The organism is Micromonospora sp. NPDC049060 (genome assembly GCF_040649055.1).
Taxonomy (GTDB): Bacteria; Actinomycetota; Actinomycetes; order Mycobacteriales; family Micromonosporaceae; genus Micromonospora; species Micromonospora reichwaldensis.
The window spans coordinates 1-23,815 of sequence record NZ_JBEZEV010000098.1; the positions used below are offsets into that span (position 1 = coordinate 1).

At 72.9% G+C, this 23,815-nt stretch carries 20 protein-coding genes and 1 pseudogene; 4 read left to right on the forward strand and 17 right to left on the reverse strand.

Features of this window, described 5'->3' with window-relative positions; translation table 11 throughout:
- Positions 1-62: 62 nt before the first annotated feature.
- From AB0B83_RS25985 to AB0B83_RS26000, 4 genes are all read right to left on the reverse strand, one after another.
- Entirely contained in the window at positions 63-545 is a 483-nt protein-coding gene (locus tag AB0B83_RS25985; RefSeq protein WP_357580349.1) for a hypothetical protein, read from the reverse strand.
- A gap of 117 nt (positions 546-662) precedes the next feature.
- A complete protein-coding gene (locus AB0B83_RS25990) occupies positions 663-1,694 on the reverse strand; it encodes a hypothetical protein (protein ID WP_357580350.1) in 1,032 nt (343 codons plus the stop codon).
- Positions 1,691-2,023 carry a PadR family transcriptional regulator gene (locus AB0B83_RS25995; protein ID WP_357580351.1) on the reverse strand — a complete coding sequence of 111 codons (333 nt, stop codon included), beginning with the start codon at positions 2,021-2,023 and terminating at the stop codon, positions 1,691-1,693. Before AB0B83_RS25995 ends, AB0B83_RS25990 begins: the two co-directional genes overlap by 4 nt.
- Before the next feature lie 55 nt (positions 2,024-2,078).
- A complete protein-coding gene (locus AB0B83_RS26000; protein ID WP_357580352.1) occupies positions 2,079-2,378 on the reverse strand; it encodes a hypothetical protein in 300 nt (99 codons plus the stop codon).
- 152 nt (positions 2,379-2,530) lie between these two features.
- Here AB0B83_RS26000 and AB0B83_RS26005 point away from each other — a divergent pair, with 152 nt between their 5' ends.
- On the forward strand, positions 2,531-3,340 hold the full coding sequence (locus tag AB0B83_RS26005; RefSeq protein ID WP_357580353.1) for a helix-turn-helix transcriptional regulator: 810 nt from the start codon (positions 2,531-2,533) through the stop codon (positions 3,338-3,340).
- A complete protein-coding gene (locus AB0B83_RS26010) occupies positions 3,331-3,525 on the forward strand; it encodes a DUF397 domain-containing protein (protein WP_357580354.1) in 195 nt (64 codons plus the stop codon). The genes AB0B83_RS26005 and AB0B83_RS26010 overlap by 10 nt, the downstream gene beginning before the upstream one ends.
- A gap of 622 nt (positions 3,526-4,147) precedes the next feature.
- Here AB0B83_RS26010 and AB0B83_RS26015 read toward each other — a convergent pair.
- The 3 genes and pseudogenes from AB0B83_RS26015 to AB0B83_RS26025 form a co-directional block, all read right to left on the reverse strand.
- Positions 4,148-4,525 carry a Fic family protein gene (locus AB0B83_RS26015; protein ID WP_357580355.1) on the reverse strand — a complete coding sequence of 126 codons (378 nt, stop codon included), beginning with the start codon at positions 4,523-4,525 and terminating at the stop codon, positions 4,148-4,150.
- Between the two features lie 86 nt (positions 4,526-4,611).
- Positions 4,612-5,535 (reverse strand): annotated as a pseudogene (locus AB0B83_RS26020) (Ppx/GppA phosphatase family protein); the annotation flags it as partial.
- 27 nt (positions 5,536-5,562) lie between these two features.
- Entirely contained in the window at positions 5,563-6,555 is a 993-nt protein-coding gene (locus tag AB0B83_RS26025; protein WP_357580356.1) for a helix-turn-helix transcriptional regulator, read from the reverse strand.
- 95 nt (positions 6,556-6,650) lie between these two features.
- Here AB0B83_RS26025 and AB0B83_RS26030 point away from each other — a divergent pair, with 95 nt between their 5' ends.
- Entirely contained in the window at positions 6,651-7,550 is a 900-nt protein-coding gene (locus AB0B83_RS26030; RefSeq protein ID WP_357580357.1) for a PHB depolymerase family esterase, read from the forward strand.
- 61 nt (positions 7,551-7,611) lie between these two features.
- Here the strand turns inward: AB0B83_RS26030 and AB0B83_RS26035 are convergent, their stop codons facing one another.
- The 4 genes from AB0B83_RS26035 to eno are packed head-to-tail and all read right to left on the reverse strand — an operon-like array spanning position 7,612 to position 10,696.
- Positions 7,612-8,148: an amino-acid N-acetyltransferase gene (locus AB0B83_RS26035; RefSeq protein WP_311414779.1), complete on the reverse strand. Its 537-nt coding sequence runs from the start codon at positions 8,146-8,148 to the stop codon at positions 7,612-7,614.
- A gap of 1 nt (position 8,149) precedes the next feature.
- Positions 8,150-8,707, reverse strand: a complete 558-nt coding sequence (locus AB0B83_RS26040) for a DUF501 domain-containing protein (RefSeq protein ID WP_311414780.1) — start codon at positions 8,705-8,707, stop codon at positions 8,150-8,152.
- A 34-nt stretch (positions 8,708-8,741) separates the two neighbouring features.
- Positions 8,742-9,380: a septum formation initiator family protein gene (locus AB0B83_RS26045; RefSeq protein ID WP_357580358.1), complete on the reverse strand. Its 639-nt coding sequence runs from the start codon at positions 9,378-9,380 to the stop codon at positions 8,742-8,744.
- Between the two features lie 32 nt (positions 9,381-9,412).
- Complete coding sequence (eno, locus tag AB0B83_RS26050; protein WP_357580359.1) at positions 9,413-10,696, reverse strand: phosphopyruvate hydratase; 1,284 nt, start codon at positions 10,694-10,696, stop codon at positions 9,413-9,415.
- A gap of 233 nt (positions 10,697-10,929) precedes the next feature.
- Here eno and AB0B83_RS26055 point away from each other — a divergent pair, with 233 nt between their 5' ends.
- Entirely contained in the window at positions 10,930-11,622 is a 693-nt protein-coding gene (locus tag AB0B83_RS26055) for a hypothetical protein (RefSeq protein WP_357580360.1), read from the forward strand.
- A gap of 92 nt (positions 11,623-11,714) precedes the next feature.
- Here AB0B83_RS26055 and AB0B83_RS26060 read toward each other — a convergent pair whose 3' ends face one another.
- The 6 genes from AB0B83_RS26060 to mfd all read right to left on the reverse strand — a co-directional run bounded on the left by AB0B83_RS26060 (position 11,715) and on the right by mfd (position 23,560).
- On the reverse strand, positions 11,715-12,473 hold the full coding sequence (locus AB0B83_RS26060; RefSeq protein ID WP_357580361.1) for a hypothetical protein: 759 nt from the start codon (positions 12,471-12,473) through the stop codon (positions 11,715-11,717).
- Complete coding sequence (locus AB0B83_RS26065) at positions 12,466-16,044, reverse strand: ALF repeat-containing protein (protein WP_357580362.1); 3,579 nt, start codon at positions 16,042-16,044, stop codon at positions 12,466-12,468. Before AB0B83_RS26065 ends, AB0B83_RS26060 begins: the two co-directional genes overlap by 8 nt.
- Before the next feature lie 297 nt (positions 16,045-16,341).
- Positions 16,342-17,961 carry a DUF885 domain-containing protein gene (locus tag AB0B83_RS26070; protein ID WP_357580363.1) on the reverse strand — a complete coding sequence of 540 codons (1,620 nt, stop codon included), beginning with the start codon at positions 17,959-17,961 and terminating at the stop codon, positions 16,342-16,344.
- 22 nt (positions 17,962-17,983) lie between these two features.
- On the reverse strand, positions 17,984-18,955 hold the full coding sequence (locus AB0B83_RS26075) for a nucleoside triphosphate pyrophosphohydrolase (protein ID WP_357580364.1): 972 nt from the start codon (positions 18,953-18,955) through the stop codon (positions 17,984-17,986).
- A 2-nt stretch (positions 18,956-18,957) separates the two neighbouring features.
- Positions 18,958-19,728, reverse strand: coding sequence for a hypothetical protein (locus tag AB0B83_RS26080; protein WP_357580365.1), 771 nt, complete (start codon positions 19,726-19,728; stop codon positions 18,958-18,960).
- 181 nt (positions 19,729-19,909) lie between these two features.
- On the reverse strand, positions 19,910-23,560 hold the full coding sequence (mfd, locus tag AB0B83_RS26085; RefSeq protein ID WP_357580366.1) for a transcription-repair coupling factor: 3,651 nt from the start codon (positions 23,558-23,560) through the stop codon (positions 19,910-19,912).
- Positions 23,561-23,815 lie beyond the last annotated feature (255 nt).

The following is a 23,815-nucleotide window of genomic DNA, read 5'->3' on the forward strand; positions in this document are numbered from 1 at the left end:
GCGACCCTCGACGAGGGCTTCGCTGTCCGCGCCGCCGTCGGCGGTCCTGTCGTGCCTGGGGATCAGGCCTTCTTCGTCAGGCACAGCAGGTAGCCGGTCTTGCCCGGCTCGATGCTGTAGTAGACGTAGCCCTTCTCGCCCTCCTTGATGTACTGCCCGCACGCCTCGCCGGAGCGGGCCTGCGCCTGGGTCTGCCCGTCGACGCGGCCGACCACGTTGTAGACGGCGTCGGTGGAGGTGCACTCGACGACCTTCGCGCCGTCGACCTTCTCCTCCTTGGTGCCGGTCACCTCGGGCAGCTCGGCGATGCAGTCGCCGACCTTGGCCTCAGCGGTCTCGTCCTTGTTGAAGAAGTTGCCGATCGCCGAGCCGATGCCGAACTTGAGGCCCGCGACGACCAGGAACACGACGATCGCGCCCACGATGCCGAGCACCTTCTTGGAACCGGGCTTCTCGGCCTGGGGCTCCGCCGGGGGCGGCGCCTGGACGGCCGACGGGGGCTGGGCGGCGTCCGGCGCGGGGGGCGGTGCGACCTGCTCTGACACGCGTTTTCCTTCCGGGGGGTGAGTGAGCAGACGACACCGTAGCGACCGGGACCGACAGCCGTTGCCCCGCTGGACTCATCCGTTCAGCTATTTCCCAGCTTCATTCCATGATCCTGTTCACGTCCGGCTCGGCGTGGGGGTGCCCGGCATGCCCGTCGATGCGGGCGCGGGGGTCGAGGTGCCGGCCGGCGTGGGCGTCGGGGTCGGGTTGCCGCCCGGCGCGGGCGCGGCGCCCGAGGTGGCGGGTGCGGGCAGCCCCGGCGGGTTCAGCAGGGGCGGGTTGTTGGCGCCCGACCGGGGCCCGAACGGCGCCCACTCCGGGCAGTACGGGTACGGGCGCAGCAGCGCGTTGGCCAGGTTCAGGTCCGGCGGGTTCGGGCACATCGGACGACCGAGCCGGATCGGGTCGCCGTTCTGGTCGAAGAGCCGGGCGTTCTCCACGAGCCGCCCCTCGCTGTCGTAGACGAAGACGTCCCGGATGTGGTCGTACCGGCCGTCGATCGAGATCTGCTCGTACTCGAGGTCGCCGCTGCCGACCCGGTCGTTCATGTCCGCCAGGCCGATCAGCCCGAAGATCACCAGCACCGCCGTGCCGACGTGCAGCACCCGCCGCTTGGGCCGGGTCAGGCCCGGCGTGTGGTGGCCGAGCCAGATCGAGCCGAGCACGCTGCCGGCGAGCAGCACCAGGCCGGCCAGCAGGCTGCCGTTGAGCTCGGGCAGCACACCGAACGTGTCGCCGGTCGTGACCACCGTGACGAGCATGGCGGCCAGGTAGCCCCGCAGCACCCACCACGCCGGCCGGAGCAGCCGGAGGAACTCGCTGGCCGAGGCGTACCCGAGGGGTGGTCCGAGTTGGACGTCCCAGCGGTGCGCCCGGGCGCGGAGCCGGTCCACGGCGGCACCGAGGCGACGGTTGCGCCGCCCGCCGCCGCTGGTGGCGCCGACCCCGGCCGCGGCGCGCAGCTCGGCCGCGTACGCCTCGGGCTCGCCGAGCCGGTCGACGAGCGAGCCGCCGGCCTCGGCGGCGACCTCGGCGAGGTGCTCCGGCAGGTCCTCGGTCAACTCGTCGCGGTACGCCTGCGGCAGGTCGGCCAGCGCGGCCCGGACCCGTGCGGCGTAGTCCGCGATCTCCTGCTCAGTGACGGTCATGCCGCCATCCCCCGATCGTCGAGCAGTGCGTCCATGGTGGTGGCGAACGAGCGCCAGAGCTTGCCGGAGCGGATGAGCTGGTCCCGGCCGGCGGCGTTGAGTGAGTAGTACTTGCGGTGCGGGCCGGATTCGCTCGGCACGACGTAGGTGGTCAGCAGGCCGGCGGCGTAGAGCCGGCGCAGCGTGCCGTAGACCGAGGCGTCGCCGACCTCCTCCAGCCCGGCGTCGCGCAGCCGGCGCAGGATGTCGTAGCCGTAGCCGTCCTCCTCCCGGAGCACGGCGAGGACCGCGAGGTCCAGCACGCCCTTCAACAGCTGTGTGGTGTCCACGCATTGCACACTACTGCGCAATGCGAAGTAGTGTCAAAGGAACGCGCCGCGCGGGTCAGGCCACGCGCCGCGCCGCGTCGTCCGCGACCCGCAGCAGATCCCGCAGTACGTGCACCAGCGCGCGGGCCTGCGCCAGGTCGATCGGCCAGCGCTCCGGGTCGTCGCCGGCGGACAACTCCAGCAGCACTCCGGCCGGGCTGAGCCGCCCGACGTCCATCTGCCAGAGCGCGGCGCGCACCTGGATCACCTCGTCGCCGCGCGGCGCGGCCGACCGCAGACGGGACAGGTGCAGCGCGCTGGCCGCGCAGCCGCTCTCGGGTACACACCACGTCGGGTGGACGCCTCGGATCGCCACGTCATCGCTCCTCGCTCGCGTTGTGAGGGGTTGTGGACCCACGGTCACTGCCATCCTCGTCACCGGTCGACTACGGTCGGAAGTCGCGCGAGGCCCACCGGCCGACGGTGGTCCACGCGGCCCGTCGCGTGGAGCCCGGTGAGTGGGGTGTGATGACCGGATCGCAACTGTCGACGCTGGATCTGCTGGCCGGTGAGCTCAGGCGGCTGCGCACCGAGCGCGGGATGAGCCAGGAGGAGTTGGCGCAGCGGATCAACTACTCGAGTTCCCTGGTGGGCATGGTGGAGATCGGTCGGCGTACGCCGTCGCTCGACTTCGTCCGCCGCGCGGACGAGGCACTGGAGAGCGGCGGCCTGCTCGGGCGGATCCTGCCGCTGGTCAGCTTGGAGACCGCGCCGGCCTGGTTCCGGCCCTGGGTGGCCGTGGAGCAGGAGGCGGCCACGCTGTGGTGGTTCGAGATCTCGGTGCTGCCCGGCCTGCTTCAGACCGAGGGGTACGCCCGCGCGGTCCTCGGCGGTGGCGGGCTCCGGCCCGAGGAGGAGATCGAGCAGCGGGTGACCGCGCGGCTTCAGCGGCAGCAGATCCTCGACCGTGCTCAGCCACCGCAACTGGTCGCGGTGATCGACGAGGGGATTCTGCGCCGGCCGGTGGTCGACCAGTTCGGGGTGATGCGCGAACAGCTCGAACATCTGATCGCGTTGGCGGCGCGCCCACACGTCCACCTGCATGTCGTCCCCACGGAGGCGGGCGTCTACCCGGGACTTGCCGGACCGTTCATCCTGGCCGGATACGCCGACGGCGGCTGGGTGGCGCACCTCGACAGCCCGCTCCGGGCGCAGGTGCTGGACCGTGCCGAGGAGATTGCCAGCCTGCACCGCAGGTGGGAAAGTGTCCGGTCAGAGGCGCTGTCCCGCCGGCAGTCGCTGGGCCTGTTGCAGGAAGTGGCGAAGACATGGAGCTGACCGACGCCCGGTGGCGCAAATCCACCCGCAGCGACAACGGTGGCGCCTCCTGCGTGGAGGTCGCCGACAACCTGCCCGGCGTGGTGCTGGTCCGCGACAGCAAGGACCGCTCCGGGCCCGCGCTCTCCTTCGCCCCGACCGCCTGGTCCCGGTTCGTCACCGGGATCGCCCGGCCCCGCGCCTGACCCGCGACGTCGGCGATCCCTAGCTCACGCTGGCCGTCTCCGACGGCGTCCAGCAGGCACGGAGCTACCGGCACCGGAGGAACACCGCCACGCCTCCGGACGCTTCCCCCGCAGTTCGCAATGTCCGGCAGGTCTACGCGGACCTGGCCGCCGGCCGTCTGACGGAACCGGACTTCGACACCGCCGAACGCACGCACCAGCGCGCCCGCTGCGCCGCGACGGGGACGCGGCAACGGCTTCGCTGACCCTTCGGGGTCCGCCACGGGCGGCACCGCCCGCCTGTGGCGGGGCGTTACACCCAGTGCCTCGTCACGCCCAGTGCCTCGTCATGCAGCCTTGGACGGGTGATCCGTGCTGCGTGCGTGGGGCAGTGGTGGTCGCCGAGCAGGTCTGCTGGCGGGAGGGCCGTGATGACGCTGTCGAGCTGAATCGTCTGTGACATCAGGGTCGTCCGGGCCGGCTGTGGCACCAGAGGCCGGTGAATCGTCTGCGACATCAGCTCGACAGCGTCCCAGTGGTGAATCCTCCGCCCGGCGGACACCATGGCGGGGCCGATCGCGACGCCCCAACCGGTGGGGGCCCGACCCGGCCGGCATCTGCGCCAAGAAGCCGTGCGGATGGATCAGACATAGAGCTTGCGAAGTTCGCGGGCGATGTCGGGGACCTCGGTCAGCGTGCCACTGGCCACCGACATCACCAGGGCCTCAGCCTGGTCGACGTCGACAATCTGGATCGGCACCTCGTTGAGGGCCAGGAAGACACGCGCAGCCGCCCAGGCGAGACGCTTGTTCCCGTCGATCAGCGCATGGTTCATGCAGACCGAGTGCAGCAGCGCGGCGGCCTTGCTCCAAAGGTCGGTGTAGACCTCCTGACCAAAGGCCACGGTGGCCGGACGGACCACTGCGGACGACAGCAGACCGAGGTCACGAACCTGCGGCGCCTCACCCAACACGACAGCGGCGACCTCCACGAGGTCACCCACCTCGAGGGAGTTGATCACTCGGCCAGGCGCCGCAGCAGCTCGGCGTCGCGCTCGGCAACCTCGCCGGCAAGGTCCCGCACCCGAGCGCGACGACTGTGCGCCGCGAGGCTCCAGGCAATGCCGTCGAGGATGTCGTGCTCGGAGGCGACCACCGAGTCCATCCCCGCCCGCTCCATGATCACCCGGAGCACCAGGGCGCCCGCCCCGATCACGTCCGCGCGGCCCGGGTGCATCACCGGGATCGCCAGCCGCTGCTCCCGGCTCTTGCCGAGCAGGTCGGCGGTCGTCGCGGCCACCGCGTCGTACGGCACGCGGGCGTGGTGGATGCGCCTCGGGTCGTACTCCTGGAGGCCCTGGGCGATCGCGACCACGGTGGTGACCGACCCGGCGAGCCCGACCAGCGTGGCGGCCTGCCGGCCCGGCACCGCCTCCAGTGCCCGGTCCACGGCGACCGCGATGTCGGCCTGCGCGGCGGCGACCTCGTCCAGCGCCGGCGGATCTCCGTGCAGGTGCCGCTCGGTCATCCGGACGCAGCCGATGTCCATCGAGATGGCCGCCTCGACGCCGCCCGCGCGGGTGCCGACGACGAACTCGGTCGAGCCGCCGCCGATGTCGACGACCAGGTACGGCTCGCGCGCGTCGGCGGGCAGCCCGCGCACCGCGCCGGTGAAGGAGAGCCGCGCCTCCTCGTCGCCGGTCACCACCTCGGGCGCGACCCCGAGGGTCCGCTCGACCATCTCGCGGAACTCGGCGGCGTTGGAGGCGTCCCGGGACGCCGAGGTGGCGCACATCCGGACCCGCTCCGCGCCCAGCTTCTCGATCTCGGCGGCGTACGCGGCCAGCGCGACCCGCGTGCGTTCGATCGCCTCCGGGGCCAGCCGCCCCGTCTTGTCGACGCCCTGGCCGAGGCGCACGATCTGCATCCGTCGGCTCAGGTCGGCCAGCGGAGCCTCCGGACCCGCCGAGGCGTCCGGCAGGTCGGCGACCAGCAGTCGGATCGAGTTGGTCCCGCAGTCGATGGCGGCCACACGCGTCGTCACGGCAGCAACCCTACGTCAGGCGCGCCCAGGTGACCCGGCGTAGCCCGCGTCCAGCAGTTCGGTGCCGAGCGGCGTCAACCGGTGCAGCACCGCGCCGCCGTCCCGGACGCTGGCGACGAGCCCGGCCGCCCGCAACGCCCCCGCGTGCTCGGACGCCGAGGAGGTGCTGATCCCGACGGCCCGGCCGAGCGCCGTGGTGGTGTGCCGGCCGGGGCCGGCGAGGCGGCGCAGCACCGCCGCCCGGGTCGCCCCCAGCAGGCGGCCCAGCGGATCGGGGGTGGTGGCCCTGATCAGGTGCGGCATCGGCGCGGGGTACACCACCAGCACCGGCCGGCCGGGCTCCACCAGCACCCGGGGATGCGGGCCGGCCAGCGGCGAGGGCAGCAGGAGCAGTCCGTGGCCGGTGCCGGGCAGTGAGGCGCTCCACCAGGTCCGTACCGTCAACGTCGGCGCCTCCCACCGGATCGCCGGGTGCAGCGCGTTCAGCAGCCCGTCCAGCCCGTGCGTGGCGAGCAGCGCGGTCGCCCCCGCCACGTGGTGCCGGTGCGCCTCCGTCAGGTCGGCCCAGTGCGGCGCGAGCACCGCGTCGTGCCAGGTGCCCAGGGCCCGGCCGAACAGGTCCATCGTCTCCCCGTCGGCCTCGGCGAACCGCCTGCGCAGCGGCGTCGCGGGCAGCTGCGCGTACGCGGCGGTGACCTCCGCCCGGATGCGCCCGACGGGGGCTGCCCGGATCGCCTCCAGACCGGCGACGACCGATTCGAGGCCGTCCAGCGGGGTGAGGAAGTCGGGCAGGCGCCCGCGCGCGGGAAGCAGGTGCCGCAGCACGGAGGCGGCGGACCGGACCGGACCCGACGCGGAGGCCGCGTCCGCCGCGGGGCCCGGCGTCATCCGGGCCGTGTCCGCGTCGTGCAGCGCCTGGCAGGCCAGCAGGGACATGCCGACCGGGTGCAGGCGATCGGCGAAGCGGACCCGGCACAGGTCCGCCAGTCCCAGGCGGAGACGGAGCATGCCAGCAGACTGCCGCTCTTCGGCCTGGACCGAAAGGGTTGCCCCGTTCGGGCGTCGCCATCCAGTGTGGACCGGGGTCACGGAGGGGGCGGGGCGTGCGACGGACGGTGGCAGTGCTGACGGGGCTGCTCTTCGCCGTCGTCGCCACGGCGTGCGGTGGGGACCGGGGTCAGTCCCGGGTCACGCCGGCCCCGTCGCCTTCGGGGGCCGTCGAGCGCCCCGCCGCCGGCGACCACCGGCTCACCCTGGCGCACGGCGGGGCCGACCGGCGCTACCTGCTGCACGCCCCGCCCGGCTACGACCCCGCCCGGCCCACCGCGCTGGTGATCGCCCTGCACTTCTATCCCGGCAGCGGCGCCCGCCTGCGGGACATGGTGGGGCTGGACGCCGTGGCCGACCGGGAGAACTTCCTGGTCGCGTACCCGGACGGGCAGAACGGCGGCTTCAACGCGCTGATCTGCTGCGGGACGACCGACGACGTCGGCTTCCTCAAGGACCTCACCGCCCACCTCGTACGGACGTGGCGGGCCGATCCGGACCGGGTCTACCTCACCGGGATCTCCAACGGCGGGGACATGAGCTTCCGGGCCGCCGTCGAGGGCGAGGGGCTCTTCGCGGCGATCGGCGTGGTCAGCGGCGGCTACAGCGGCCCCAGGACGGCCCCCGAGACGTACGTGCCCCGGCGACCGGTCTCGGTGATCACCTTCGTCGGCGGGCAGGACCGCTACGCCGACGTCTTCACCGAGGGCGTACGGACCTGGCAGCGACGGCTGCGCTGCACGCCGGCGACCGGCGCACCGCCGGCGGGTGTGCCGCGGGTCACCCGCACCGAGGCGCGGTGCGGCGACGGCAGCGACGTGACCGTCTACACCCTGCCCGACATGGGGCACTCGTGGCCCGGGGCGACGACCGGCGAGCTGGCCGCCCCCGACGCGGGCCTCGTCGCCACCGAACTCGTCTGGGACTTCTTCGCCGCCCACCCGCGCCGGAGCTGAGCGGGCCGGGACCGGTTGGCCGGGCGCGGCCGGCGGCCTCGGGCCGCGCGCACCGGGCCGGTCAGAGGCGCAGCAGCATCCGGGTGTTGCCGAGGGTGTTCGGCTTGACGCGTTCCAGGTCCAGGAACTCGGCGACGCCCTCGTCGTACGAGCGCAGGAGCTGCTCGTAGACCGGCTGCGGCACGGGCGCGCCGTCGATCTCGGTGAACCCGAACGAGCCGAAGAACCGGGTCTCGAAGGTGAGCACGAAGATCCGGGCCACCCCCAGCTCGCGGGCGCCGTCGATCAGCTCGGCGACGATCCGGTGGCCGAGCTTGCGCCCCCGGCAGGACGGGTCGACCGCCACCGTCCGGATCTCGGCCAGGTCCTCCCACATCACGTGCAGCGCGCCGCAGCCGACCACCGCGCCGTCGCCGGCGCGGACCGCGACCCGGAACTCCTGCACGTGCTCGTAGAGGGTCACGGTGGCCTTGCTGAGCAGCCGCCGGTCGTCGGTGTAGGTGTCGACGAGCCGCCGGATGCCGCGCACGTCCGAGGTGCGGGCCCGCCGCACCACGACCTCGTCGGCCCCCGCCACGCCCCCGTCCGCGCCCGCCATGTCAGTCCGCCGCCGGCACGTCCACGCACGGGCCGGCCGCCCACCACTTCTCCACCAGCGCCAGCGTCTCGTCGCCGAACGGGTTCACCCCGGGCCCGGCCCCGAGCGCGTGCCCGAGGTGCACGTGCAGGCACTTCACCCGGCCGGGCATCCCGCCGGCGGAGATGCCGGCGATCTCCGGCACCTCGCCGATCGCGTCCCGGCGGGCCAGGTAGTCCTCGTGCGCGGCGCGGTAGCGCGCGGCCAGCTCCGGGTCGGCGGCCAGCCGGTCCGCCATCTCCTTCATCAACCCCGCCGACTCCAGCCGGCTGCACGCCGCCGTCGCCCGGGGGCAGGTCAGGTAGAACAGCGTCGGGAAGGGGGTGCCGTCGGCCAGGCGCGGAGTCGTCTCCACCACGTCCGGCAGGCCGCAGGGGCAGCGGTGGGCCACGGCCCGGGTGCCCCGGGGCGGGCGTCCGAGCTGCGCGGCCACCGCGGCCAGGTCGGCCTCGGTGGCCGGTTCGCGCCGCGGCGGGGGTACGGAGTCCGCCGCCGGCTCCTGCGGTGGTACGACAGTCACGATGCTGATCTCTCGTTCGAAGCTCGGGTGCTGCTCACCGGTCGGGCTGCTCGCCGTTGGCGGCCTGCACGCTCGACCAGAGGGTGTCGTACCAGGAAGCGGGGGTGACGGGTGCCGACGGGGACGCGGACGAACCGGCGTCCCGGGCGGCGCCCGCCGGGTCGGAGAGCACCACCAGCAGCGTCTCGCCCGGTGGGCCCATGAAGAACCGCTCCCTGGCCTGGATCTTGATGTATTCCGGGTCCTGCCACTTGGCCGCCCGCTCGGACAGCTCCTCGATCGCCTCCCGCTGGGCGGCCTGGGCGGCCTCCATCCGTTCGATGTCGGCCTGCTGGTCCAGGTAGACGCGCACCGGGTAGGTGTAGGCCAGGGCGAGCGCGATCAGCACCGCGAAGAGCACGGTGGCCCGCCCGGTGAGGCCCCGGGAGCGGGGTGCGGAGAGCCGCTTGACGGTGCCGGCGGCCGTACGACGGGCCGCGGCGGGCCGGCTCGCGGAGCGTACGCCCTCCGCGCCCCGAGCCGCCCCCGGCGCGCGACCGGCCGTGGCCCGCGACTCGGCGCGGACGCCGCCCTCGCGGACCGACGCCCGGGCGCCCCGGGCCCCGCCCGGCCGACCGGTGTGACCCGGCCGACGGGCGGGGCGCTGACCGCCCGGTGTGCGGCGCTGCTGCATCGTCACACCCCTCCCCCGAGGCCTCGCGCGTCTCAGGCCGAACGGTAGCGCGGGAAGGCGCCCGCCCCGGCGTACCGCGCCGCGTCGCCCAGCTCCTCCTCGATCCGCAGGAGCTGGTTGTACTTCGCGACCCGGTCCGAGCGGGCCGGGGCGCCGGTCTTGATCTGGCCGCAGCCGGTGGCCACCGCCAGGTCGGCGATGGTGGTGTCCTCGGTCTCGCCGGAGCGGTGGCTCATCATGCACTTGAAGCCGGCCCGGTGGGCCAGGTCCACGGCGTCCAGGGTCTCGGTCAGCGAACCGATCTGGTTGACCTTCACCAGGACCGCGTTGGCGGCGTTCTCGGCGATGCCGCGGGCGATGCGCTGCGGGTTGGTGACGAACAGGTCGTCGCCGACGATCTGGACGCGGTCGCCGAGCGAGGCGGTCAGCGTCTGCCAGCCGGTCCAGTCGTCCTCGGCCAGCGGGTCCTCGATCGACACGATCGGGTAGTCGCCGGCGAGCTTGGTGTAGTAGTTGCTCATCTCCTCGGCGGTCTTCGCGGTGCCCTCGAAGGTGTAGGTGCCGTTGTCGAAGAACTCGGTGGCGGCCACGTCGAGCGCGAAGACGATGTCGGTGCCGAGCCGGTAGCCGGCCTTCTCGACCGCCTCGGCGATCAGGTCCAGGGCGGCGGCGTTGGTCGGCAGGTTCGGCGCGAAGCCGCCCTCGTCGCCGAGGCCGGTGGAGAGGTCCTTCTTCTTCAGCACGGACTTCAGCGCGTGGTAGACCTCCGCGCCGGAGCGCAGCGCCTCGCGGAAGCTGGGCGCGCCGATCGGCGCGATCATGAACTCCTGGATGTCGACGTTCGAGTCCGCGTGCGCGCCACCGTTGAGGATGTTCATCATCGGCACGGGCAGCAGGTGCGCGTTCGGGCCGCCCAGGTAGCGGAAGAGGCTCAGCTCGGCGCTGCCGGCCGCCGCCTTGGCCACCGCCAGGGAGACGCCGAGGATGGCGTTCGCGCCCAGCTCGGACTTGCTGTCGGTACCGTCGACGTCGAGCATCTTCTGGTCGATCAGCCGCTGCTCGCTGGCCTCGTAGCCGATCAGCTCGTCGACGATCTTGTCCTCGATGTTCGAGACCGCCTTCTCGACACCCTTGCCCTGGTAGCGGTCGGCGTCACCGTCGCGCAGTTCGATCGCCTCGAAGGCGCCCGTGGAGGCGCCGGAGGGCACCGCCGCTCGGGCGATCGTGCCGTCGTCGAGCCCGACCTCGACCTCGACGGTCGGGTTGCCCCGAGAGTCCAGAATCTCCCGCGCGACGATTCCCTCGATGGTTGCCACTGAGTCGCTCCTCGTTTGTGTGTTCCGGTCCGGTATGGGCCGCGACGGTGCGGCTGAGGCAGGTGTTGAACGCAGCGTATCGGGCGACGCTCGGACGCGGGCGGTCCGGGCGCTCGCCGGCCCGGCCCGAAACCTTCCTCCGGGCAGTGCTTTACACGGACATTCCCGGATTCTCGTGCCTCAACCGGCAACGGGTTTGCGCGCGGTCGACCCGATCGGCAAGGCTGGTCGCCATGCCCGCCGCCTCGACCACCCTCCGCATGCTCGCCGTGTCGGTCATCGCGTCGCTCACGGTGACCGGTTGTCAGACCCTCGACGACGCCGGCCGGACGATCGGGCGGTCCGACCTGGTGAACGACCTGGCCGCCCGGCTCGACCGGGCCCTGGAGCTGACCTACTCCGCCGACTACCAGCTCCCCGGCGGGCAGACCGCCGCCATCGCCCAGGCCCAGGACCCGGCCCGCTCCGCCTACACCTGGCCCGGCGGCAAGCTCACCGTCACCCCGGAGGCGACGACCCGCTGCGAGACCGCCGCCGGGCGCGCGACCTGCACCCTGGAGGCCCCGCCCGCGCCCAACGCGAAGCCCACGGTGACCATGTTCACCGAGGCCAAGCAGCGCGGGCTGGTGACGCCGCCGGTCGTCGTGGGGCTGCTCACCACCGCCGCGCTGGACCCGGACGCGGTGATCGAGCAGAGCGACACCACCCTCGCCGGCCACCACGCCACCTGCGTCGACGTGGCGCAGTCGGCCGGGGACTTCACCGCCTGCGTGACCACCGACGGGGTGCTGGGCAGCTTCACCGGCCGGGTCGACGGCCGCCAGGTCGAGCTGGCACTGAGCCGCTACCGCGAGACGGTCGACGGCGCGGTGTTCGACCTGCCGCCCGACGCCGGCGTCGTGGACCGCCGCCCGGCCAGCTCGTGACCGGTCCGGCTGGCCCGCCCAGCTGGTAATACCCACCTTGTTGCGCTGGCTGGCCGACGCGTTGCAGGCGCGTCGACCAGCCAGCGATCGTGCTACGAGCTGAGGGACTCGCCCAGCAGTCGACTACTTCGCTGGTAGCGATCCGGGGTGTACGGCAGCATCCTTCTCGCGGAGTCGAACGGCGCCCAACCGGAGAAGAAGGTGCCAGCCTCCCATTCCTCGCCCACATCGTCGTAGTCCTCGGCCAGAGCCGCCCTCAGTTCCGGTCGGCGGGCCAGGACGTCGCGCGCGACGAAGACCTCGGAGCCGAGCATGGCGCCACTACGGAGCATCGAGGGGGTGGGGAAGGGCGCCTCGACCTCGATCGAGCCGTAGGCACACGGCAGCCGGCCCGTCATGGCCTGCAACAACCGCCTACTCCACCGCGTGATCTCGAAGGCCGCCGAGCGGTCGGCCTCCCGCCAGAGGTCAATTGGCAGACCCAGCGCTCCTGCGAAGCAGGACACACCGACCGGGAACCGTTCCCCACGATTCCTACGGAGCAACCCGACGACGACGACCTCGCCCCCGCGGGTGAACCCGGCCCGCACAGGCCGTTTCGCGGGTTCCCCGCCCCGGATGATCCGCTGGAACGAGTCGGACGCCACGGTCATGCTTGCGACGGTTTCCGCAACGTCGGACGGCGCTTCGAAGTCGACGTCCGGCGATATCGTCTCCAGCACCCCGGCGGGCTGCGCACCGCAGGCGACGAGGCTGTCGCACACCGCCGGGAACGCCGGCTCGTCGGAGCTGGCCGGGAACACCGCCACGGTCAGGTGCGGCGGGTCAGGATAGAGGGGGGTGCTACCCATTGAGACGCGCCAGCATGGTTGAAATCTGCGAATTATGCGGGACGAACGCGGTCACCAGTTGGCCGGTCGACCGGTCGAACTGGGCGACGAACCATTTCCCGTCGATTCGAGCGATGTGCGCGTAGGTGGGCCTGCCCCTACTGTCCCACTCGATCACCTTCTTGCTCGCCGCCGCACGCTTGATCAGCGCCTCCCACTCGGCCATCTTGTCGCTCTTGTTCACCGACCTGCCATACCATTCGTGCGCGTGCTCGTCGAAGGAATGAACGAGTCCGATGCCATCGTACTTCTGGACAGGAAGGTCACACGGAACAACCGCGGTGATGCCAAGCCTCGAAGAACTGGCGCCACTTCCACACTTCGACTTCTTGCGAAGCTTGTCCAGCTCTCGAAGCAGGTCGGCACCGCGTTTGCCGCCGAACAGCCAGCCACCGACCGGGATCATGGCGGCGAGGGCTTCGACGCCTCCCTGGATGTCGCCGCTGACGAAGGCTATGAAGGCGTCGAGCGCGTCGCAGGGTTCTCCGACGACCGGGACGAACCCGCAGATGGCCAGAACGAGCTGAACGACGACCTTGGCCTTGGCTGCCTCTTCGGCGTTCTTCTCCGCGTAGTACTCCATGACGGTGTCGCAGGCTTCGGAGCTGCCGAACATGATCGTGCAGCTGTTCTGGCCGTCGAGGATCGCGTTGAGCAGCTCACCGCCCTTGCAGGCGATTCCGTGCAGACGGTGGGCCAGCTGGCACTCGGGAAGGTTGTCGTAGTATTCCTGCCTGGCCTGGCGACGCTCCGCCTCCTCCCTGTTCTGCAGGTCGATGGCAATCTTGAGCGCCTCGGCTGCCAGCCGGGTCGCCTCTGCGGCGTCCTTGCCGGCCGCGAGGGCCGACTTCTTGGCTTCGTCCGCCGACTTGCGGGCATCCGCGGCGAAGCCGTGCGCACGATCCGCGGACGACTGCGCCCGGGCCGCGGCAGCATTCGCAGCGGCCGCGTCGGCCTTGGCGGCGTTCGCCGCGTTCCGAGCGCTCTGCGCCGATTGCGCTGCCTGCTCGGCGGACCGCCTGGCCTGATCTGCGGCGTCGGCGGCCTGGTCGGCGTAGGCCTCCGCCGCCCTTGCCGACGCCGCGGCCTGGTTGGCGTACTCCTGCGCATCGTCGGCGGCGTTCCTCGCCAGGGCCGCCAACCGGGCAGCCTCGGCAGCGCTCTGCCGCGCGAGGGCGGCGTCCTTGGCCGCGTCGTGGATGATCTGCTGGATCTTCAGTACGTGCGCTGCGGTCTCGGCGTCCCGCTGACGGGCGACGTACTGCACGACGGCGATGTAGTGCCGCAGCCCGGCTCGCGGACCGGACAGGGCGATCTGCCCCGCCGCTTTGACCTCCGGGCCACCGGCCGCCATGATCTGCGAAATCTTGATCCGGTCGTCGTGCTCCGCAGCGTCGAACTGCCCCCGGCTCAGGAACGCCTGACGATCAGCGGCCGTCCCGTCCAGGGCCGCGGTTCCGGTCTCCTGGGTTCTCGGACCACCGTTGGCCATGATCTGAGTGATCTTGATCCGGTCGTCGTGTTCCTTGCCCACGTACTCGCGGGTGGCAAGGAACGCCCTGACGTCGGTGATCGTGCCGGCCAGGGCAACCCTGGCCGCGTCCTTCAGTGCCTCCTTGTCCGCGGTGTCGTAGATCTGCGCGACCTTCGCGCGGTCGTCCTGCTCGGCAGCGACCTCGAGCGAGCTGAGGACGAAATCCCGGACGTCCGTCTCCGAGCCCACCAGAGCGCGCTCGGCAACCTGCTGGGTCCACTTGCCGCCGGTCGTCAACAGGCGAGCAGCAACCTTCCTGCCGTTGCGCAGCACCAGGTCCGCCGGCGCACCGGGAGCTCGCGCCGCGGCGAGCAACTGGCGGGTCTCCTCGTCCCGCCGTGCCTGCTCCTCCGCGTCGTAGGCGGCCTTCGCAAGTCGCTCCAGCTCGACGGCCCGCTCCGCCTCAGCCGCGGCCATGCCCTCGGCCACCAGGCTGTCGAGCCGCTCCTTGTCCGCGTCCCGAGCGTTCACCTCGACCACGCGGGCCTGCTCCACCGCCTGCGCGGCGGTGTCGGCAGCCGCCAGGGCGGCGTTCGCGTGTGCGGCGGCTTTCGCCGCCGCATAGGCAGCCTCCCCAGCGTGGGCGGCCGCCTCGTCCGCCGCCGCTGCCGCCGCCTCAGCCCGATCAGCCGCCTCACGGGCGTGCCGTTCCGCTTCGCCGGCTGCGGTCGCGGCCTTACGCGCCAGCGCCTCCGCCCGGTCTGCCGCCCGATCGGCTTCCGCTGCCCGACGCCGGGCCTCCTCCGCCGCCCGGCGCGCCCGGTCAGCCTCCGCCTGCGAGACGTTCGCGTGGTTGCTTGCCGCATCCGCCGCTGCCGCCGCCTCGTTGGCATTCGCCACCGCGCTACGCGCGGCCTTTGAGGCGTCACCCGCAGCGCCCGCCGCGTTCTTGGCTGCCTTCGCCGCGTCTGCGGCCTTGCGCGCCGACGCCGCCACGTTCCGGGCGTTCTGCGCCGCCTGCCGCGCCTTGGCAGCCTTGGTGGCGTCCCCCGCCGCTTCCGACGCCGCCGAGTAAGCCCGAGACGCCGCGTCACCGGCCAACGCCGCCGCCGACGCCGCACGAGCCGCCGCGTTCGACGCCACCCGCGCCGCGCTGTTCGCCGCCGCGGCAGCCCCGATCGCCGTCCGCGCCGCCGCAGCCGCCCGCTTCGCCGCATCCGCCGCCCGGGCCGCCGCAGCCGAGGCCTTGATCGCAGAGTCCTTCGCCGCGGCCGTCTCAGCTGCGGCCCGCTGCGCCGCCTCCTTCGCCAGCCGTGCCGCTTCGATCGCCTTGTCCGCAGCCACCTTCGCCGCCTGCGTCTCACGCTCCGCGGTCTGGCTGGCCTCCTTGGCCAGGTCGGCGAGTCGGCTGACCGTTGACAGTTCCTCGTCCCTCGCCCGGGCCACGTGCTGGCCGTAGCTGAGGAACTCTTCCACCGCAGCGGCATTGCCATCCAGTGCCGCCTGCGCCGCAGCCTGCACGTACGGCCCGCCGGACGTCATGATTTGCGAGGTGCGCACCCGGTTGTCGTGCTCACGCGCGAGGTACTGACCCTTGGAGAGGAAAGCAGTGATGTCTTCCGCGGATCCGTCGAGCGCCGCCTGACCGGCGGCTTTGATCCGAGGCCCGCCGACGGCCATGACCTGTGTGACCCGGGTCTGCTCATCGAGCAGCCAGGGCTGTTCCCATCCGGAGTCGAGGAAGACCCACTGTTGCAGTGGCGTGCCCGCGAGTGCCTGCTGCGCCGCCTGCCGCGTCGCATACCCTCCCGCAGCCAGGTACTCGTTCACCTGAGCTTGGTCGTCCTGCTCGGACGCGGCCCGCAGACCGTCCACGAAGAAGGTCTGAAGTTCTTCATCCGTTCCGGCCAGTGCCACCTCTGCGGCCCTGGCGGTGCTCGGACCACCGGAGCGCATGAGTTGCACCGCCCATGCCCGAAAGTCGATGGCTTCGGAGGCATCCTCTTCGGCGAAGGCTGGAGAGGGTACTGCAAGAACCGCCGCGATCAGGGCCAGCACGAACGTCGCAACGATTGCGCCACGCGCTCGGACCCACCATCGGACGGAATGGAACCTCTGAACAGGTATGTCTAGCATCGAACCCCCGTGCGACAACCATCGATCCCGTGTAGATCACGGCAAGCGAGAGACTACGAGACAACCTTCGATCTCGTTGCCCCACTCGGGAGGCCACACCTCGCTCAATGGCTACATGGGCTCACTTTCCGTAAGCGCCACGAGGTGTCATCCCCGGTCAGATCCGACGGCGGGCAACCGAACCGCGACCGCGGGTGATTTCAGACACCGGACCCTCCGTCACACGCCGAGCAGGGTGCGCAGGTGGCGCGGGGGCGGGCAGTCGTGGGCGAGCATCGCGTCGTGCCACTCGCGTACCGCCACGCCGACCGGGCGGGCGGCGGCGATCGCGGCCACCTCGCTGTAGCCGACGAAGTACGTCGAGAGCTGCGTCGAGGTGAGCAGGGCGCGCCGCCACTTGCCGGCCGCCTCCCCCTCCTCCTGGAAGCCCCGCCCGGTCATCAGCGCCATCGCCTCGGCCTCCGGCAGCTCCTCGCAGTGCACGAGCTGGTCCAGCAGCGCGTTGATGGTCATCCGGAGCTGCATCTTGAGCTGCTGCAACCGCACCGGCAGGCCGCCGAAGCCGAGGCCGGCCATCAGCTCCTCCGTGTAGACCGCCCAGCCCTCGATGAAGGGGCCCGACTCGGTCAGCGCGCGGACCCGGGTGGGCCCGACGTGCCGGCGGGCGTGGGCGAGCTGGAGGAAGTGCCCCGGCATCGCCTCGTGCACCGTCAGGTTGCGGATCATGTGGTCGTTGTACTCGCGGTAGAACGACTCGACCCGGTGCGCGGGCCACTCCGCCGGGGTGGGCGCGATGCAGTAGAACGTCGGCACGTCCGCCGTCTCCAGCGGGCCGGGTGAGTCGCAGTAGGCGACCGCCACGCCCCGGGCGAACTGGGGCATCTCCTGGATCACGCACGGGTCGTCGACCAGGGTGATCAGGTCGTGGACGCGCACGAAGTCGGTCGCCTCGTCCAGGGTGACCGAGGCGAGGTCCACGATGGTGTGGTCGTCCGGGTGCTCGGCGGCCAGCAGGTCCAGCGCCCGGCGTACCGTCTCGTCGTCGGCCGGACCGCCGACCAGCTCGACGGCCGCCGCGCGGATCTCCTCGCCGACCCGGTCCAGGTTGGCCCAGGCCCGGCGCTGGATCTCGGCGGCGCCCAGCTCCGTGTCGAGGGTGTGCCAGAGCCGCGCCTCCCAGCGGCGGCGGCCCAGCCGCGGGTCCCGCCCGGGGCCGGCGTCGGCGGCCAGGCCCTGACGCAGCCACGCGACGAACTCCTCCAGCGCCGCGATCGCCGCGGTGGCTGCCGGCTCGACCCGGTCGTGCAGGGCGGGGGCCTGCGCGAGCAGCGCCGGCACCTCGTCGCGGATCAGCGCCGCCGTGCCGGCGAACTGCCCGACCGCCGTCTCCGCGTGGATGCGCGGCATGTCGCGCAACGTCGCGCGCGCGGTCGCCAGGGCGTCCGGTACGGCGGCGAGCCGGCCCGCCAGGCTGGTCAGCCGCACGTCGACCGGGGCGTACGGGCGGGCGAGCAGCGCGTGCAGCAGCGGCCCGGGGTTGTGCCGCAGCGGGTCCCACTCGTGCGCGCGGATGTCGCCGGACTCGAACAGCTCCCGGTCCACGAACGAGGTGAGCAGCGCGTGGTCGACGCGCTCCTCGACGTCCAGGGCGTCCGGGTCCAGCTCGGCGAGCGCGTCCGCGGCCTCCCTGAGCATGGTCCGGTCGGCCGCGACCGCCTCGGCGGAGAGGTCCGGCAGCCGGTCGTCGTAACGGTGGTCGCCGGTGGAGGTCGCGACCCCCGGCCGGCTCTCCAGCAACGCGTCGACGATCCGCTCCGCGAGCGGCACAAACGATTCCACCCGCCGACCCTACCGGGTCGACTCAGGCCTTTTCGGCGGCGCGGACCGCGTCCGCGTAGGCGAGGGCGGCGCGGCGCAGGGCCGCCTCCGGGTCCAGGCCCGCCCCGCGGGCCGCCGCGACCGTGGCGAGCAGGCCCGCGCCGAGGCGCGCCTCCGGGTCCACCTGGGAATCCGCGAGGGGCGGCGGTACGGCGAGGCCGACCCGCCCGGCGCGCTCCAGGATCTTGGCGGCCAGGGCGAGGGCCGGCTGGCTGAGTGCGACGCCGTCGAGCACCGAGTCACGCGCCTTCTCGGTCCGCTTGATCCGCTCCCAGCTGGCCTCGATCTCCTCCAGGGTGCCCGCCTCGGCGTCGGCGAAGACGTGCGGGTTGCGCCGGACCATCTTGTCGACCAGCCCGCCGGCCACGTCGTCGACGGTCCACCGCTGCTCCTCGGGCAGCTCCTCGGCGAGGCGGGCGTGCAGCACCACCTGGAGCAGCACGTCGCCCAGCTCCTCGCGCAGCGCGTCGGTGTCCCCGGCGCTGATCGCGTCGTACGCCTCGTAGCACTCCTCGATCAGGAAACCGGCGAGGCTGCGGTGGGTCTGCGCGCGCTTCCAGGGATCGCCGCCCGGGGAGGCCAGCCGGTCCATCACCGCCACGGCGTCGAGCAGCCGGGCGCCCGGCGGGTCCCAGGAGCCGTACATCAGCTCCAGCTCGGCCAGGCCGGGCTCGCGGGCCAGCCGCAGGCCCAGCTCGCGGGCCAGCGACTCGTCGCCGGCCGGGCCGGCCAGCCACACCGCGACGCCGTGCGCCGCCGCCGCGTCGAGCAGCGCCTGCGTCGCCCGGCCGTCGACCACCGTGACCTCGGCGCCCGACGCGCGGACCGCCGTCGTCAGCTCGCTCTCCGCCCCCGCCAGCACCGGATGCCGGCGTACGACGTCCCACGCGGCGGCGGTCAGCAGCCCGGCCGGCAGCCGGGGCGAGGTGACGAGCAGGACGATCCGCGCCGGCATGCTCAGCTGTGGGTCTCGCCGGCCGCCTCGGGCGCGACGGTGGGCAGCGGATCCGGGGTGGAGACGTCGGTGACCCCGTCGGAGCCGGCCTCGCCCAGCGGCACGCTCACCGCCGGCGCGTTGCCGGAGAAGCTCAGCACCGGGAACTCCAGCGGGCGGTAGCGGGGGTTGACCGTCACGTCGTACGCGGCGACGGCCTCGGCCAGCGACTTGCGGGTGGCCAGCGCGCCGCGCAGCTGCTCGCCGTCGAGCTGGCGGGCGGCCGCCTCGTCGGGCACGTCGGCCGGGATGGCACCCGCCTTGCGGCCCGCCGCCACCACGTCCGCCAGATCCTGCGCGGTCGGCTCGGCCGGCGCCCCGGTCGGCACCCCCGACAGGCAGTTGTAGAGCTCGGCGGACCGGCGCACGTAGCCGGTGTCGGGCGACAGGCTGAGCTGCTGGGCGACCTGCTCCGGCGCGACCTGCCCGCGCGGCTGGTAGTTCTTGTCCGCGGAGAGCCTCTCGCAGACCTCGGTCAACACCAGCATGCTGACGATCTGGCCGCGGTCGGGCAGCTGCGGCACCTGCGCCGGGGGCTGCCCCTCGGGCGTCTCGGGCTGCCCGGTCGGCGTCGGGTTCTTCGCCCGCAGGTCGTCGACGATCCCGGTGACGGCATCCTCGGTGATCCGCAGGTCACCGACGTAGGCGGCGACACCGGGCTCGGCACGGCAACCGGAGAGGGCGACGAGGCCGAGCGCCACGCTGGCGACGGCGACAAGACGGCGAGCACGCATGTCGGTCACTCTCTCATGCCGCCCGGGGCCGCCGTGACACCGCCCACCGGTCTCCCCGCCAGCCCGGCCCCAGCCGCGCGGGCGCGCAGGCGGGCGGTGGCCGCCTCGACGTTGCGGCTACGCGCCAGGTCGCCACCCCTGCCCACCCGCCGGCTGCCGGTCAGCCGTCGTCGACCGCCACTCACCGCGCGGCGGCTCCCGCCGTCGCCGGCTCGCCCAGGACGTCCTTGAGCAGCTGGGCGCACCACTCCAGCAGGGCCTGGTCGCGCAGCGGCTCGCCGCCCACCCGCCGGGTGCTCGGCCGGGGCACGCTGACCTGGTCGAGCGCCTGCTTGTAGACCGAGTCGGGGTGGTAGCGCTTGAGCCGCAGCTGCTTCGAGTCGGGCAGCGGCAGCGGGCCGAACCGGAGGTGCTTGCCCTGCATGGAGACGTCGGTCAGGCCGTAGCGGCGGGCCAGCAGCCGGAACCGGGCCACCGCGACGAGGTTCTGCACCGGCGCGGGCGGCTCGCCGTAGCGGTCCGTCATCTCGGCGACCACCTCGCGCAGCCGGTCGGCGTCGCGGGCCTCGGCGAGCTTGCGGTACATCTCCAGGCGCAGCCGCTCCACCGCGACGTAGTCGTGCGGCAGGTGGGCGTCGACCGGCAGGTCGACCTTGACCTCGGTCTCCTCCTCCGGGCGCTCGCCCTTGAACGCGGAGACCGCCTCGCCGACCATCCGCACGTACAGGTCGAAGCCGACGCCCTCGATGTGGCCGGACTGCTCGCCGCCGAGCAGGTTGCCGGCGCCCCGGATCTCCAGGTCCTTCATCGCCACGTACATGCCGGCGCCCAGCTCGGTGTGCTGGGCGATGGTCGCCAGCCGCTCGTGGGCGTGCTCGGTGAGCGGCTTCTCCGGCGGGTAGAGGAAGTACGCGTACGCCCGCTCCCGGCCCCGGCCGACCCGGCCGCGGATCTGGTGCAGCTGGGCCAGGCCGAGCAGGTCCGCCCGCTCCACGATCAGGGTGTTGGCGTTGGGGATGTCGATGCCGGACTCCACGATCGTGGTGCAGACCAGCACGTCGAACTCCTTCTCCCAGAAGCCGACCATGACCTTCTCCAGGGCCTCCTCGCCCATCTGGCCGTGCGCCACCGCGACCCGCGCCTCGGGCACCAGCTCCCGCAGCTTGCGGGCCGTCCGGTCGATCGACTCGACCCGGTTGTGCAGGTAGAAGACCTGCCCGTCGCGGAGCAGCTCGCGGTGGATGGAGGCGGCCACCTGCCGCTCGTCGTGCGCCCCGACGAAGGTGAGCACCGGGTGCCGTTCCTCGGGCGGGGTGGCGATTGTCGACATCTCCCGGATGCCGGTGATCGCCATCTCCAGGGTGCGCGGGATCGGGGTGGCCGACATGCTCAGCACGTCGACCGAGGCGCGCATCGTCTTCAGGTGCTCCTTGTGCTCGACGCCGAAGCGCTGCTCCTCGTCGACGATGACCAGGCCGAGCGACTTGAACCGGGTGGCCGCCTGGAGCAGCCGGTGGGTGCCGATGACGATGTCGGCGGTGCCCGCGGCGGCCATCTCCAGGGCCTGCTCCGCCTCCTTCGGCGTCTGGAAGCGCGAGAGCTGCCGGATGGTCACCGGGAACTGGCTCATCCGCTCGGCGAACGTGTTGTAGTGCTGCTGCACCAGCAGCGTGGTGGGCACCAGCACGGCCACCTGCTTGCCGTCCTGCACCGCCTTGAACGCCGCCCGGACCGCGATCTCCGTCTTGCCGTAGCCGACGTCGCCGCAGATCAGCCGGTCCATCGGGACGGTCTGCTCCATGTCCCGTTTGACCTCCTCGATCGCGGCGAGCTGGTCCGGCGTCTCCTGCCACGGGAAGGCGTCCTCCAGCTCCCGCTGCCACGGCGTGTCGGGGCCGAAGCTGTGCCCCTTGGACGCCTTGCGGGCCGCGTAGAGCTGGATCAGCTGGGCGGCGATCTCCCTGACCGCCTTGCGGGCCCGGGCCTTGGACTTCTGCCAGTCCGAGCCGCCCATCTTGTGCAGGGTGGGCTGCTCGCCGCCGACGTAGCGGGAGAGCTGGTCGAGCTGGTCGGTGGGGACGAAGAGCCGGTCGCCGGGTTGGCCGCGCTTGCTCGGGGCGTACTCGATGACGAGGTATTCCCGGGAGGCCCCGTTGACGGTGCGCTGCACCAGCTCGACGTAGCGGCCGATGCCGTGCTGCTCGTGCACGACGTGGTCGCCGGCCTTCAGCTCCAGCGGGTCGATGGTGTTGCGCCGCCGGCTCGGCATCTTGCGCATGTCGCGGGTCGAGGTGCCCCGCCCGCCGGTGACGTCGTTGCCGGTGAGCAGCACGAACCGGGACGCCTCGTCGACGAATCCGCCGGTCAGGCTGCCGCAGGCGACCAGCACCTCGCCGGGGGCGGGCGCGGTCGGGATCTCCTCGGTCAGCCGCGCGCCGAGGCCGGCGTCGCGGAGCACCTCGACCGCCCGTTGGGCGGGGCCGTGCCCCTCGAAGACCAGCGCGACCGACCAGCGCTCGCCGGTCCAGCGCTTGAGGTCGTCGACCACCCGGGCGGTCTCGCCGTGGTAGAGCGGGGCCGGCTGCGCGGAGAGGGTCACCGCGATCGCGTCGTCGGGGGTGACGTCGTACGCCTCCGGGCCGTCCTCCCAGGGCTGCCGCGCCGGGGCGGCCTCCGCCTCGGCCAGCCCGAACGGCGACAGCGTCCACCAGGGCTGGCGCAGCTTCGCCGCGACGGCGCGTACGTCGCCCAGGGTCCGGAAGGCGGCGGCGCCGAGGTCGACGGGGGCCTTACCTCCTGCGGAGGCCGTATCCCAACTGGCCTTCAAGAACTCGTCAGCGGTACGCACCAGGTCGTGCGCCCGGGTGCGGATCCGCTCCGGGTCGCACAGGAGCACGTGGGTGCCGGCCGGCATGGCGTCCAGCAGCAGCTCCATCGAGTCGGCGCCGATCAGCGCCGGGGCCAGGGACTCCATGCCCTCCACCGGGATGCCCTCGGCCAGCTTGTCGAGGATCTCGGCCAGCTCCGGGTGCTCCTCGGCGAGTGCGGCGGCCCGCTTGCGCACCGACGGGGTGAGCAGCAGCTCCCGGCACGGCGGCGCCCACAGCTGCGGCACCTGCGCGATGGTGCGCTGGTCGGCGACGGCGAAGGTGCGGATCTCCTCCACCTCGTCGCCCCAGAACTCGACCCGCGACGGGTGCTCGTCGGTGGGCGGGAAGATGTCGAGGATGCCGCCGCGCACGGCGAACTCGCCCCGCTTGGTGACCAGGTCGACCCGCCCGTACGCCATGTCGGTCAACCGGCGGGCGACCTCCTCCAGGTCGGCCTCCTGCCCGGCGGCGAGCTGCACCGGCTCCAGGTCGCCGAGGCCCTTGAGCTGCGGTTGCAGCAGCGACCGGACGGGCGCCACGACCACCCGCAGCGGACCGGTGCGACCGTGCGCGTCGGCCGAACCGGGGTGCGCCAGCCGGCGCAGCACGGCCAGCCGACGGCCGACCGTGTCGGAGCGGGGCGACAGGCGCTCGTGCGGCAGCGTCTCCCACGACGGGAAGACCGTCACCTGCTCGGGCGGGAGCAGGCTGCCCAGCGCGGCGGCCAGGTCGTCGGCCTCCCGCGTGGTGGCGGTCACGGCGAGCACGGGACGACCCGCGCCGCCGCCCGGCCCGCCGTCGCCGGCCCGGTCGGCGGCGACCGCGGCGACCGCGAACGGGCGCAGCGCCGGCGGGGCGGTGATGTCGAGGCCGTCGACCTGCGCGGCACCGGAGCGCGCCAGGTCACGTGCCCGGGCCAGCCCCGGGTCGGCCAGGGCGGCGGAGAACAGACCGGTGAGCATGAGATCACTTCCAGCGGGAGGACACGACGATCACCCCTCGTCCGGCTGGACGGGGGGCCACCGGTCGACACTATCTCTCCGGTCGGACGAACCACCCCCGCGTAGGTTGGATCGTCGACAATCGGCGCAGGGCCACCCGGGGGGGGGGGGGGGGGGGGGGGGGGGTTGGGGGGGGGGGGCGGCTGGGAAGAACCCGGCAAGACCCCCCCCGGCGGGGGGGGGGGGGTGGGGGACCGGGTGGGGCTCATTTACTAG

Bases quoted from the DNA above. Each gene is read 5' to 3' on its own strand.
- AB0B83_RS26010 (WP_357580354.1), top strand. From the start codon at position 3,331: ATGGAGCTGACCGACGCCCGGTGGCGCAAATCCACCCGCAGCGACAAC.
- AB0B83_RS26080 (WP_357580365.1), bottom strand. From the start codon at position 19,728: ATGCGTGCTCGCCGTCTTGTCGCCGTCGCCAGCGTGGCGCTCGGCCTC.
- AB0B83_RS26045 (WP_357580358.1), bottom strand. From the start codon at position 9,380: ATGCAGCAGCGCCGCACACCGGGCGGTCAGCGCCCCGCCCGTCGGCCG.
- mfd (WP_357580366.1), bottom strand. From the start codon at position 23,560: ATGCTCACCGGTCTGTTCTCCGCCGCCCTGGCCGACCCGGGGCTGGCC.
- AB0B83_RS26055 (WP_357580360.1), top strand. From the start codon at position 10,930: ATGCCCGCCGCCTCGACCACCCTCCGCATGCTCGCCGTGTCGGTCATC.
- AB0B83_RS26060 (WP_357580361.1), bottom strand. From the start codon at position 12,473: ATGGGTAGCACCCCCCTCTATCCTGACCCGCCGCACCTGACCGTGGCG.
- AB0B83_RS26025 (WP_357580356.1), bottom strand. From the start codon at position 6,555: ATGCTCCGTCTCCGCCTGGGACTGGCGGACCTGTGCCGGGTCCGCTTC.
- AB0B83_RS26005 (WP_357580353.1), top strand. From the start codon at position 2,531: ATGACCGGATCGCAACTGTCGACGCTGGATCTGCTGGCCGGTGAGCTC.
- AB0B83_RS25990 (WP_357580350.1), bottom strand. From the start codon at position 1,694: ATGACCGTCACTGAGCAGGAGATCGCGGACTACGCCGCACGGGTCCGG.
- AB0B83_RS26035 (WP_311414779.1), bottom strand. From the start codon at position 8,148: ATGGCGGGCGCGGACGGGGGCGTGGCGGGGGCCGACGAGGTCGTGGTG.
- AB0B83_RS26075 (WP_357580364.1), bottom strand. From the start codon at position 18,955: ATGCCGGCGCGGATCGTCCTGCTCGTCACCTCGCCCCGGCTGCCGGCC.